Origin of the sequence: Pseudoxanthomonas taiwanensis (assembly GCF_010093135.1) — a bacterium.
Lineage (GTDB): Bacteria > Pseudomonadota > Gammaproteobacteria > Xanthomonadales > Xanthomonadaceae > Pseudoxanthomonas > Pseudoxanthomonas taiwanensis.
Map to the genome: position 1 here is coordinate 72,115 of NZ_PDWK01000003.1, position 12,232 is coordinate 84,346.

At 73.6% G+C, this 12,232-nt stretch carries 11 protein-coding genes; 4 read left to right on the forward strand and 7 right to left on the reverse strand.

What is annotated here, in order from left to right; all coding sequences use genetic code 11:
* Positions 1-194: 194 nt before the first annotated feature.
* On the forward strand, positions 195-1,094 hold the full coding sequence (gene yedA / locus CR938_RS01415) for a drug/metabolite exporter YedA (protein ID WP_162123296.1): 900 nt from the start codon (positions 195-197) through the stop codon (positions 1,092-1,094).
* Positions 1,091-1,984: an EamA family transporter RarD gene (gene rarD / locus CR938_RS01420; RefSeq protein WP_162123297.1), complete on the forward strand. Its 894-nt coding sequence runs from the start codon at positions 1,091-1,093 to the stop codon at positions 1,982-1,984. The genes yedA and rarD overlap by 4 nt, the downstream gene beginning before the upstream one ends.
* Before the next feature lie 55 nt (positions 1,985-2,039).
* On the opposite strand, the gene CR938_RS01425 is transcribed toward rarD, so the two are convergent.
* From CR938_RS01425 to CR938_RS01440, 4 genes are all read right to left on the reverse strand, one after another.
* Positions 2,040-3,359 (reverse strand): ABC transporter permease, encoded by a 1,320-nt coding sequence (locus CR938_RS01425; protein ID WP_162123298.1) that lies wholly within the window; start codon positions 3,357-3,359, stop codon positions 2,040-2,042.
* Between the two features lie 10 nt (positions 3,360-3,369).
* Positions 3,370-4,536: an ABC transporter permease gene (locus CR938_RS01430; RefSeq protein ID WP_162123299.1), complete on the reverse strand. Its 1,167-nt coding sequence runs from the start codon at positions 4,534-4,536 to the stop codon at positions 3,370-3,372.
* Between the two features lie 18 nt (positions 4,537-4,554).
* Positions 4,555-5,247, reverse strand: coding sequence for an ABC transporter ATP-binding protein (locus CR938_RS01435; RefSeq protein ID WP_162123300.1), 693 nt, complete (start codon positions 5,245-5,247; stop codon positions 4,555-4,557).
* An 86-nt stretch (positions 5,248-5,333) separates the two neighbouring features.
* Complete coding sequence (locus CR938_RS01440) at positions 5,334-6,563, reverse strand: efflux RND transporter periplasmic adaptor subunit (protein WP_162123301.1); 1,230 nt, start codon at positions 6,561-6,563, stop codon at positions 5,334-5,336.
* A gap of 320 nt (positions 6,564-6,883) precedes the next feature.
* Between CR938_RS01440 and CR938_RS01445 the strand changes: the two genes are divergently transcribed.
* Together CR938_RS01445 and CR938_RS01450 are read left to right on the forward strand one after the other, a co-directional pair.
* Positions 6,884-8,047 carry a sensor histidine kinase gene (locus CR938_RS01445; RefSeq protein ID WP_162123302.1) on the forward strand — a complete coding sequence of 388 codons (1,164 nt, stop codon included), beginning with the start codon at positions 6,884-6,886 and terminating at the stop codon, positions 8,045-8,047.
* Between the two features lie 196 nt (positions 8,048-8,243).
* Positions 8,244-8,846, forward strand: a complete 603-nt coding sequence (locus CR938_RS01450; RefSeq protein WP_162123310.1) for a response regulator transcription factor — start codon at positions 8,244-8,246, stop codon at positions 8,844-8,846.
* A 39-nt stretch (positions 8,847-8,885) separates the two neighbouring features.
* On the opposite strand, the gene CR938_RS01455 is transcribed toward CR938_RS01450, so the two are convergent.
* The 3 genes from CR938_RS01455 to CR938_RS01465 all read right to left on the reverse strand — a co-directional run.
* The gene (locus tag CR938_RS01455) at positions 8,886-10,259 is read right to left on the reverse strand and encodes a leucyl aminopeptidase family protein (RefSeq protein ID WP_162123303.1); all 1,374 of its coding nucleotides are present in this window, start codon (positions 10,257-10,259) and stop codon (positions 8,886-8,888) included.
* Positions 10,256-10,984 carry an HAD family hydrolase gene (locus CR938_RS01460; RefSeq protein WP_162123304.1) on the reverse strand — a complete coding sequence of 243 codons (729 nt, stop codon included), beginning with the start codon at positions 10,982-10,984 and terminating at the stop codon, positions 10,256-10,258. Before CR938_RS01460 ends, CR938_RS01455 begins: the two co-directional genes overlap by 4 nt.
* A 145-nt stretch (positions 10,985-11,129) precedes the next feature.
* The coding region (locus CR938_RS01465) for an AI-2E family transporter (RefSeq protein WP_246190932.1) at positions 11,130-12,232 on the reverse strand (1,103 nt) is incomplete at its 5' end.

The following is a 12,232-nucleotide window of genomic DNA, read 5'->3' on the forward strand; positions in this document are numbered from 1 at the left end:
ATGCGCCTGTGCCCGCGGCCGGGACAAGCCTCCGGGGTGAGGCCGTTGCCCCGGCCTTCAGCCGCCGTTGGCGTGGCGCCAGCTTGCGCCCGGGCGGCGGAACGCGCTGTCCCGCGCAGGGGGGGCTGCGCCTCCACGACCGGCGGGGGTGGCGGAATTAGAATCACCGGCCGATCCTTCCCCTTCTCACCCGCATGTCCTCACCCGTGCATGCTCCGGCCCGCGCCGGAGGACTGGCCGTCGTTTTCGCGCTCGCGATCGTCTACGTCGTCTGGGGTTCGACCTACCTGGGCATCCGCTTCGCCCTGGAGGGCGGCTGGCCGCCGCTGGCCGCGGTGTCCGGCGCGCGTTTCCTGGTGGCCGGCGGGGTGATGTACGCGTTCCTGCGCTGGCGCGGCGTGCCGGCGCCGACCGGCGCGCAGTGGAGGAACGTGGCGGTGATGGGGGCGACCCTGCTGCTGCTGGGCAACGGCTGCGGGGGGCTGGCCGGGCAGCACGTCTCCTCCGGCCTGGCCGCGGTGGCGGTGGCCTCGGTGCCGCTGTGGATGGGCCTGTTCGGCGCCTTCTACGGGCAGCGTCCGACCCGCATCGAATGGCTGGGGCTGGCCGTGGGCTTCGCCGGCGTGGTCTGGCTCAACGCCGGCAGCAGCCTCGGTGCCAGCCCGGCCGGGCTGGTGCTGCTGGTCATCGCGCCGGTGGCTTGGGCGTTCGGCTCGGTGTGGTCGCGCGGGCGCGACCTGCCTTCGCCGTTCATGACCTCGGCCGGGCAGATGCTGTGCGGCGGGGCGATGCTGCTGCTGATCGGCCTGCTGCGCGGCGAGGGCCACGACCTGCAGCCGACCCTGCAGGGGACCCTGGCGCTGGCCTACCTGGCGGTGTTCGGCTCGATCGTGGCCTTCTCCACCTACGTGTGGCTGCTGCACCACGTGCGTCCGGTGCTGGTCAGCAGCTACGCCTACGTCAACCCGGTGATCGCCGTGGCGCTGGGCGCCTGGCTGGCCGGCGAGCGTTTCACCGCCCACGACCTGGGCGCGATGGCGGTGATCCTGGCCGGCGTGGTGCTGATTACCCTGGCGCGGGTGCTGCGGCGATGAGCGGCACGATCGACCGGCGCGGGCTGGCGGTCACCGCCGGCACCTTCGTGATCTGGGGCGTGGTGCCGGTGTACTGGCACCTGCTCAAGGCCGTGCCCGCGATGCAGATCATGGCCCACCGCGTGGTGTGGAGCGCGCTGCTGGTGGTGGGCTGGCTGCTGCTGCGCGACGGCCTGGGCTGGCTGCGCCGGCTGGTGGCGCAGCCGCGCGCGCTGCCGGCACTGGCGCTGAGCGCGGTGCTGATCGCCTTCAACTGGGGTCTGTACATCTGGGCGGTGAACGCCGGGCACGTGGTCGAGACCAGCCTGGGCTACTTCATCAATCCGCTGGTCAACGTGCTGCTGGGCGTGCTGGTGCTGCACGAGCGGCTGCGCCGGCTGCAGTGGATCGCGGTCGGCTGCGCCGCCGCCGGCGTGGCCTGGCTGACCTGGCAGGGCGGCTCGCCGCCGTGGATCGCGCTGGGCCTGGCCGGCTCCTTCGGCCTGTACGGACTGGTGCGCAAGCTGGTGGCGGTGGACCCGGTGGCGGGCTTGGGCCTGGAGAGCCTGTACCTGTTCCTGCCGGCCCTGGCCTGGGTGCTGTGGGCCGAGGCCGGCCATGGCGGCGGCTTCGCCGCCGGCTGGAGCCTGGGCACCGACCTGCTGCTGGTGTTCGGCGGCGTGGTCACCGCGGTGCCGCTGATCGGCTTCGCCTACGGCGTGCGCCGCATCCCGCTGAGCGTGGTCGGGCTGATGCAGTACATCGCTCCGACCCTGCAGCTGCTGCTGGGCGTGTGGTTCTTCCACGAGCCGTTCGACGCCGCCCGCGCGCTGGGCTTCGGCGCGATCTGGCTGGGCCTGGCGATCTACGCCGGCGAGGGCCTGTGGCGCAGCCGGCAGCGGCCGGCCTGAGCGGGCGCGCCGCGCCCGGCACGCGGCCGGGCGCGGGACCGGCGGCACGCGGCGCTCAGGCCGCGCGCAGCGCCTGGCTGACCGGCAGGGTGGCCGCGCGCAGGGCCGGGAACAGGCCGCCGACGAAGCCGATGGCCAGCGCCCACTTCAGCCCGGTCCACAGCAGCACGGGCGTGACCCGGAACTCGAAGCTCAGCTGCGCCACGCCGCCGGCCATGGTCGAGGCCGTGTAGCCGTTGAACAGCAGCCAGGCCACGGCGCCGCCGACGATGCCGCCGGCCGCCGCCAGCAGCAGGGTCTCCAGCATCACCGCCGCGACCACCGGCATCCCGCGGAAACCGATCGCGCGCAGGGTGGCGATCTCGCGCGCCCGCGTGGCCACCGTGGCGAACATGGTGTTGAGTGCGCCGAACACCGCGCCGATGGCCATGATGGAGCCGACCACGATGCCGATGATGCGCAGCACCCGGGTCAGCGTCTCGGACTGGCGGCGGAAGTACTCGCGGGTGGTGGTGGCCTCCACCTGCAGGCGCGGGTCGGCGGCGAGGTTGGCCTTGAACGCGCCGATCGCCTTCGGGTCGGCCAGGCGGGCCACCACCGAGGCGCGGCTGCTGCCGCGGCGGTAGGTGGCCGCGACGATCTCCGCGTCGGCCCACATCTCCGATTCCAGCGAGTCGCCGGACTCGAACGCCCCGACCACCGTCCACACCTGGTTGCCCAGGCGCAGCTCGCGGCCCACTTCCAGGCCGTCGAACTGGCGCTGCGCGCCACGGCCGACCACCAGCTCGCGCCGCCCCGGCTCGAAGCGCCGGCCTTCCACCAGCCGCACCGACCGGCGTACCTCCCAGGCCATCGGCCCGACGCCGCGCAGGGTCACGCTGCCGTCCTCGCCACTGCCGCGGCGCGGCACGTTGGCCGCCACCAGCAGCTCCGGCGAGGCCAGCGGCTGGCCCTCGGCATTGCGGGCGATCTCCGGCGCACGGACGATGGCGGTGACCGCCTCGTGCGAGAGCACCGACATCAGCTCGGCGGAGGAGCCGCCGCGCAGGACGATGGCGGTGTTTTCATCGCCGCTGCTGGCCAGGGTGTGGCGGTAGCCCACCGCCATCGCCAGCAGCGCCCTCAGCACGCCGACCACGCCGGCGATGCCGACCACCACCACCGAGGACGTGCCCAGGCGCTGCGGCAGCGTGGCGATGCCGACGTAGGCCACCGAGGCGGCCTGCCGGCCCGTGCGGGTCAGCGCCATCCACAGCGCCAGCAGCAAGCCCAGGCCGAGCAGGGCCGGCCAGGGCAGGGCCACCCAGGCCACCAGGAACACCACCACCACCAGCGCGGGCAGCACGCCGCGCAGCAGGGACTTGAGCATCTTCATCACCATCTCCTCAACGTCCGGCCAGCGCGTCGACGATGTTCAGGCGCATGGCCCGCAGCGCTGGCAGCGCACCCACCAGCAGGCCGATGCCCGCCATCAGGCCCAGGCCCAGCAGCCAGCTGCGCCAGCCGATCGGCGGCAGGGTGATCACGCCGCCACTGCCGGCGCTGACCACTGGCGAGAGCACCGCGGCCAGGCCCAGGCCCAGCACGCCGCCCAGCAGCACCAGCAGCACCGATTCGGCCAGGACCATGCCCAGCACCGCGCCGTCGGAGAAGCCGATGGTCTTGAGCACGGCCAGCTCGGAGGTGCGCTCGCGCACCGCCTGGGCCATGGTGTTGCCGGTCAGCAGCAGCAGGGTGAAGAACACCGCGCCCATGATCGAGCCGACGATCAGGCCGATGTCGGCCATCTGCTTCAGCTGCGAGGCCATCGCCGCCTGCTCGCTCATGGTCTTGGTCTCGTGCGGCGAGTTGGCCGACAGCGCATCGATGGCGCGCGCCACCGCGTCGCTGCGGCGCACGTCGGAGACACGGGTGATGTACCAGCCCACCTCGCCGTCCACGTAGGGCGTGGACTCGGCGAAATACTCGTAGTGCATGAGGATCAGCTGGTCGGTGAAGCCGGCGTCGCGGCCCTTGCGCGTGGTGATGGTGCCGACGATGTCGAACTGCCAGTTCAGCGTGCCGTCGCTGTTGGGAAAGATGGTGGACTGCAGGGGGATGCGCTGGCCGACCTTCCAGCCGAAGCGGCGCATGAGCGCCTCGCCGACCAGAATGCCGGTGCGGGTGCGCTTCCACGCCTCCAGCTGCTGCGGATCCACCTCCGCCTCCGGGTACAGGTCAAGGTAGTTGGGGGCCACCGCGAAGGTGAACAGCTGGTTGCGCGGGTTCTGGTAGGCGCCGCCGAACCAGTTGGCCCAGGTCACCGCCTCGACGTTGTCCAGCCGTGCGATGCGGCTGCCCAGCGACAGCGGCAGGGTCTCGATCATGGACAGCCGAGCGGTGGTCTGCAGCCGCTGCGCGCCCTCGGCGCTCTGCCCCAGCTGCGCGAACGAGGTGCGCACACCGTCGAGCAGGCCGAACAGCAGGAACGCGGCCAGGATCGAGGCCAGGGTGAGGAAGGTGCGGGTCTTGCGCCGGAACAGCGCCGCCCAGACCAGGTGGAAGTACTTCATGGCCGGTCCTCCGCGCGGTCAGGCGGCGTGCCGCGCCTGCTCGACCAGGGTGCCCTTGTCCAGGTGCAGGACATGGCTGGCGTACTCCGCGGCCTTGGGGTCGTGGGTCACCATCACGATGGTCTTGCCGTGCTCGCGGTTGAGGGTCTGCAGCAGGCCCAGGATCTCCTCGGCCGACTGCCGGTCCAGGTCGCCGGTGGGTTCGTCGCAGATCAGCAGGGTGGGGTCTGAGACGATCGCCCGGGCGATGGCCACGCGCTGCTGCTGGCCGCCGGACAGCTCGGAGGGCTTGTGCGAGGCGCGGTCGGCCAGGCCCACCAGGGTCAGCGCGATCCGGGCGTTGCGCCGGCGCTGGGCGGCATTGAGCCTGGTCAGCAGCAGCGGCAGCTCCACATTCTTCTGCGCGCTCAGGGCGGGCATCAGGTTGTAGAACTGGAACACGAAGCCCACGTGCTGGCTGCGCCAGTGCGAGAGCTGGCCGCTGCTCATCCTGTCGATGCGCTGGCCGGCCACCTCGATGCTGCCGGAGGTGGGCGTGTCCAGGCCGCCGATCAGGTTCAGCAGCGTGGTCTTGCCGGAGCCCGAAGGACCCATCAGCGCGACGAAGTCGCCTTCCTCGATCTCCAGGTCCAGGCCGTGCAGCACCTGCACCTTCTCCGCGCCGCGCTGGTAGGTCTTGGTCAGGTCGTGGATCGAAACCAGGGAAGCCATGGCTGCTGCCTCGTTGTGCGTGTGGGCCGGGGGGTATCCCCGGGGGATGGCCGCGCCGCCGCAGGCCGGCGCGGCCGCGGATGGAATCACTCGGCGGTGCGCACGCGGTCGCCGTCGGCCAGCCGCTCCGGCGGTCCGACCACCACGGTCTCGCCCGGCGCCAGGCCGGAGAGCACCTCGCGCTCCTGGCCGACCGTGTCGCCGGCCTGCACCGGGCGCAGCTCGACGCGCTGGCGTTCGTCCACCACGAACACCACGGTGGCGCCGTCGCGTTCGACCACGGCCGCGGCCGGCACGCGCACGCCGCGGCGCGGCGCCTCGTCCCGCCCGGGGTCGCGCTCCAGGAAGCTGACCGTCACGCCCATGTCCGGGACGATGCGCGGATCCTTCTCCTTCAGCGCCACGCGCACCTTGACCGTGGCCTTGCCGCGGTCGGCGGCCGGGATGATGGCCACCACCTCGGCGGGGATCTTCCAGTCCGGGTAGGAGTTGAGCGTGGCCTCCACCGGCATCTTCGGCCGGACCCGGCCGATGTAGGCCTCGCCCACGTCCACCTCGACCTCCAGCGAGTCCATGTCCACGATGGTGCCGATGCCGGTGCGGGTGAAGCCGCCGCCGGCCGACAGCGGCGAGACGATCTCGCCCTCCTGCGCCGCCTTGGCGGTGATCACGCCGGAGAACGGCGCCACCACGATGGTGTTCTCCACGCCCTGGCCGGCGATGCGCAGGCCGTCCTCGGCCACACGCACGTTGCGCTGCGCGGTGGCCAGCTGCGAGCGCAGGGTGTCGCGCTGGGCCACCGCCTGGTCGTACTGCGCCTGCGAGACCAGCTTCTGCGCGGCCAGCGCCTGCAGGCGCACGGCATTGGCCTCGGCCTCCTTCAGCTGCGCCTGCACCGCGCCGAGCTGGCTGCGCGCGGCTTCCAGCTGCGAGGCCGCCAGCGCCAGCTGCTGCTCGGCGTCCACCGGGTCCAGCCGCGCCAGCACCTGGCCTTCCTCCACGCGCATGCCTTCCTCGATCAGCACTTCCTTCACCCGGCCGGTGACCTTGGCCGAGACCGTGGCCATGCGCCGGGCCACGACGTAGCCGCTGGCATCGAGCACCGAGGTCGCACTGCCGCCGCCGCCGGCCGCGAGGGCGGTGGCGGTGCGCACCTCCACGCCGCGGTCGCGGCCGAACGCCAGCCAGGCGCCGGCGGCCAGCAGCACCACGGCGGCGATGCCCAGCCCGATCCACAGCCCGCGGCGCGGCGGTGGCGGCGGGGCGGTGTCGCGCTCGATCCGCAGTTGCCTGAGCAGTTCGGAGGAAGCGTTCATGGGCCTGGTCGGGGTCCTGGACACGGTGCGGGGCAGGGTACAGGGCGCTCCGCGGCGGGGATTCACGCGGCGATAACGGAGGCCACGGGCCGCTTGCGGCCACGGCGGCATGGTGCCGGCGCGGGGTGGGCGGGGCCAGTGACAGCTGTCATCCGGATGGGGTGAGTCCCGCGACTGCCGGCCGCGGCCGACGCCCGCGACACTGCGCGTGCGGGCGGGTGCGTCCGCGCCCGCCCGCGCCGCGTACCATCCGCGATCAGCGACGGCCGCGGGCGCGGCCGATCGACAAGCGCCGTCCACACCCCATGCCAGGAAGCCCGATGTCCCAGACGCTCCTCGACCGGCTGCGGCCGGCGCCCGATTCGATGATCGCCTGCACCCTGCGCCGCGGCCGACCGCTGTGGACGCAGCTGATCCCGCTGGGGTGGTCGGTGTGGGCCTTCATCGTCCCGTTCTTCGAGGGCGCCGGCTACACCCTGCGCTGGTTCCTGCTGACCCTGGTCTCGTTCCCGCTGTTCCTGGCGCTGTTCGTGGCGGTGCTGCGCGCGCCGGCGGCACACGTGCAGCGCTGGGGCGTGGCCATGTGCGCGCTGGGCATCGCCCTGCTGCCCTGGTACCTGGCCGGCGTCACCTACTTCATGTTCGGCTGCGTCTACATCAGCTGGGGCACCTCGGCACCGGGCCGCGCGCGCACCGTGGCCCTGGTGCTGCTGAAGCTGGTGGCGGCCAACGCGGTGCTGCTGGCGGTGGGCATGTGGGCGGGACGGCCGTGGCAGGCGTTCGCCTGGCTGCCGCCGACCGCGCTGGTGACCTGCCTGCTGGTGCAGATGCAGCGCATGGCCGAGCAGCGCGACGAGGCCCTGCTGCTGTCGCAGGAGGAGGTGCGGCGCCTGGCCGCCATGGCCGAACGCGAGCGCATCGGCCGCGACCTGCACGACCTGCTCGGCCACACCCTGTCGCTGGTGGCGCTGAAGGCCGACCTGGCCGGCAAGCTGGTGCAGCGCGACCAGGACGCGGCGCGCGCGCAGATCGCCGAGCTGGGCCAGGTGGCGCGCGAGGCGCTGGCGCAGGTGCGGCGCGCGGTCACCGGCATCCGCGCCACCGGCCTGGCCGGCGAGCTGGCTGCGGCCAGGGTGCTGCTGGAAAGCGGCGGCGTGGCACTGGAGGGCGAGCTGGAGCCGGCCACCCTGCCGCCGGAGCAGGAGACGGCGCTGGCGCTGTGCCTGCGCGAGGCGGCCACCAACGTGCAGCGCCATGCCCGGGCGCGGCGGGTGCAGGTGCGCTTCGCGCGTGCCGGCCACGCCTGGCGCCTGGAGGTGGAGGACGACGGTCGCGGCGGCCAGGTCCAGCCTGGCAACGGCCTGCGCGGCATGCGCGAGCGCCTGGAGGCCGTTGGCGGCCGCCTGCACGTCGGTCCGGCCGGTTCCGGCCGCGGCCTGCGCCTGGTCGCCGAAGTGCCCCTCCACCACCCGGCCCTCCTGTAGGCGCCGCGTCCGCGGCGACGCGAGGGCGTGACCGGAGCCGACGTTCAACGTGGCGCATCCGGGGCGGGTGGCCCCGGTTGCCTGGCGGTTGAACGCGGGCACTGGGAAGGCCGGCCAGGTCGCCGCTGACGCGGCTCCACGAGCGCGGAGGCTCTGCTAACGTCGGAGGCATGTGCATGAACCTGCCGACATTGCCGTGATCCGGGTGCTGCTGGCCGAGGACCAGGGCATGGTCCGGGGTGCGTTGGCCGCGCTGCTGGGGATGGAACCGGACATCGAGGTGGTCGGCGTGGCGGCCGACGGCGAGGGTGCCTGGCGCGAGCTGCAGCGCCTGCGTCCGGACGTGCTGGTCACCGACATCGAGATGCCCGGACTGACCGGGCTGGAGCTGGCCCAGCGCGTGCAGCGCCACGGGCTGCCGACCCGGGTGCTGATCGTCACCACGTTCGGCCGCGCCGGCTTCCTGCGCCGCGCGCTGGAGGCCGGCGTGCGCGGCTACCTGCTCAAGGACGCGCCGGCCGAGCGCCTGGCCGAGGCGATCCGCCAGGTGCACGGCGGCGGCCGCGCGGTGGACCCGGAACTGGCGCTGGGCGCGTGGGCCGAGCCCGATCCGCTCAACGACCGCGAGCGCCAGGCGCTGCGCCTGGCCGGCGAGGGCCTGTCCTCGGCCGAGATCGCCACGCGGATGGGCCTGTCGCAGGGCACGGTCCGCAACTACCTGTCCGAGGCCATCGGCAAGCTTGGCGTGGGCAACCGCATCGAGGCCTACCGCCTGGCGCGGCAGAAGGGCTGGCTGTAGGCACCGGCGCCGTGTCGCCACGGCGCCGGTGCGGCCGGCTCAACCGGCGTAGCGGGCGCGCAGCATGGCCCAGGCCGAGCGCAGGCCCAGGGCCTCACCGCCGGCCGGACGGCCCGGGCGGCTGTTGTCGTTCCAGGCGTAGGTGTCCAGGTGCGCCCAGGGCAGGTTCTCCGGCAGGAAGCGCTCCAGGTACAGCGCGGCGGTGACCGCGCCGGCCATGCGTGAGCCGGCGTTGGCGATGTCGGCCACGTTGGAGTGGAGGTAGCGCAGGTACGGGCGCCACAGCGGCATGCGCCAGACCGGGTCGTGGGTCTGGCGGCCGGCGGCCAGCCAGGCCTCGGCCACGGCGTCGTCGTTGGCGAACAGCGCCGGCAGGTCCGGACCCAGGGCGATGCGCGCCGCGCCGGTGAGGGTGGCGAAGTCCAGCACCAGCCCGGGCTGCTGCTCGGCGGCGTAGGCCAGCGCGTCGCACAGGATCAGGCGGCCCTCGGCGTCGGTGTTGTCCACCTCCACGCTCAGGCCCTTGCGGGTGGCGATGATCTCGCCCGGGCGCAGCGCGTCCGGACCCACCGCGTTCTCCACCGCCGGCACCAGCACGGTCAGGCGCACCGGCAGCTGCCGGGCCATCACCAGCCCGGCCAGGGCCAGGGCGTGGGCGGCGCCGCCCATGTCCTTCTTCATGTTGCGCATGCCATCGGCGGGTTTGAGGTCCAGGCCGCCGGTGTCGAAGCACACGCCCTTGCCGACCAGGGCCAGGTGCGGGCGGCCGGTGTGCTCGTGGCCCCAGCGCAGCGCGATTAGGCGCGGGGCGCGGTGCGAGGCGCGGCCCACGGCGTGGATGGCCGGGAAATTGTGCTCCAGCAGCGCCTGGCCGGCGAATACCTCCACCTGCGCGCCGTGCGCCTGGGCCAGGGCACGGGCCTCGGCCTCGAGCTGGTCCGGGCCCATGTCCTGGGTCGGGGTGTTGACCCAGTCGCGCACGCGCTCGACCGCCTGCAGCACCGCCAGCGTCTCGGCATCCAGTGCCGGCAGGCGCAGCTGCGCCTGCGCACCCTTGGCCTTGCGGTAGCGGGTGAAGCGGTAGCTGCCCAGCCCCCAGCCCAGCTGCAGCGCCGCCTGCTCGGCGGCCGGCAGTTCCGCGGCCGGCGTCCACGCGCCCGCGGGCAGGGCGGTGGGCGCATGCGCGTAGGCGTAGGGATCCAGGCGGTCGCCCACGCCCAGCACCGCGCCGGCGGCGCCGGTGTCGCCGGGCAGCAGGGCGAAGCTGCCGGCCGCGCCGTCGAAGCCCTGCGCGTCGAGCCAGGCGCCGATGGCGGCCGGCCGCGCGGCGCGCCAGGCGGAGAAGCCGGCCGCGTCCACCAGGTGCAGCGGCAGGGCGGGGGTGTCGGGGGCGGCGTAGGCGGGATGGCTCATAGGGCGGGTTCGCATTGGGGCGCGGCAGGCACGGCCCGGGTCTCAAGCCAGTCCGCCAGCGCGGTGAGGGTGGAAAACTCGAGGTCGGGGCGCAGCTCCGGATGTTCCCAGCGCGCGCCGGTGCGGTTGATCCAGCAGCTGCGCAGCCCGGCGCGGGCGGCGCCGGCCACGTCCATCTCCGGATGGTCGCCCACGTGCAGCACCTGGTCGTGGTCGCAGCCCAGCCGCGCGCAGGCGGCATGGAAGATGCTGGCCGCGGGCTTGGCCGCGCCGTGCTCGCGCGCGCCCAGCTGGAAGGCGAACAGGTGGGCCAGACCGATGCGGCGCAGGTCGGCGTTGCCGTTGGTCACTGCCGCCACCGGCACGCGCGCGGCGATGCGCGCCAGCGCGTCGAGCGTGTCGGGGTAGCACTGGACCTGGTTGCGCGCGGCGTAGAAGGCCTCGTAGGCCGGCTCCAGCAGGGCCGGGTCGGCGCCGCTGGTCTCCAGCGCCTCGCGCAGGGCCAGCCGGCGCAGCGCGGACAGGTCGTGGTGCAGGTGCGGGTTGTCGTGGAAGACCCGCTCGCGCAGCCGGCGCATGGCCTCCACCGGGTACATCGCGGCGGTGGCGGGGCTGTGCTCCAGCAGCCATTCGTGCAGCACCCGGTCGATGCGCTCGGCGATCGGGGCGAACGGCCAGAGGGTGTCGTCGAGGTCGAGGGTGATGGCGCGGACGGGGAAGCTCACCCGGGCATTGTAGGTCGCCGTCCCCAGCGCTGCCCGCGCAGGGCCGGAACGCTGCCTTCCGGGCCGCGCGGGCCAGCAACTTCCATTCAAATTTGAATGCACTGGCCAGGCTTTCCCGCGCGGGCACACCTGCCACGGGCGCGTGCTACTCCAGCAGCCGCGCCCAGCCCTGCATCCCGTCCACCTGGGCCAGCACCAGCTTCACGCATACCAGCAGCGGCACCGCCAGCAGCAGGCCGACCAGGCCCCACAGCGCGCCGAACACCATCAGCGCCAGGATCAGCACCAGCGGCGAGAGCGCCATGCGCCGGCCGAGGATGATCGGGGTGACGATCTGCCCCTCCAGGGTATGCAGGCCCAGGTACAGCAGCGCCGGCAACAGCGCGCGCCAGCCGTCGTCGAAGCCGATGTAGCCCACCAGCAGCATCATGCACACGCCGATCAGCGGGCCCACGTACGGCGCGTAGTTGAGCAGCATGGCCATCGTGCCCCACAACAGCGCCTCCTGCGCCTGGAAGCCCAGCAGGTACAGGATGCCGGCGTAGGCCAGGCCGACCACCGCGTTGATCAGGCTGATGGTCAGCACGTAGCGAGAGACCTCGCGCTCGATGGACTGCAGCAGCTCCACGGTGAAACGCTGCTGCTGCCGCCCCGGCAGCAGGGCGATGGCGTGCCGCTGCAGGTTCTCGCCGTAGACCATGAAGAAGAACGTCAGCAGCACCACCGCCAGCACCGCCGCGGCCAGGCGCGGGGTGCGGGTCAGCGCCGCGTAGGGATCGTCCACCCGCGTGCGCACGATCTGCACCTTGCGCCCGGCCTCGCCGGCAGCCGCGCGCGCCACGTCCTCGGCGATGCGGTTGGCCTCGTGCATGGGCTTGGCCAGGTCCTGCAGCTGGCGGGCCAGCTTGCGCGCCTCGCGCGGGGCCTGCTCGGCCCATTCGGTGGCAGGCCCGACCAGCTGCACCGCCAGCACGGCGGGGCCGGCCAGGCCCGGGCCCAGCACCAGCAGCGCGGCCACGAAGCGCGGGACCCACCCCTTGCGCAGCAGGCGGATCACCGGGTTGCCGATCAGGGCGAAGAACATCGCCAGCAGCACCGGCAGGATCACGCCCTGCGCCATCCACAGGGTGTAGCCCACCGCCAGCACGGCCAGCACCACCACCGCCGCCGGCGCGCGCGGTCGCGGCCTTGGCGCGGGCGCCGGGGCAGGTTCGGCAGGGGCGGGGGGGGCAGCGGACGGGCCGGCGG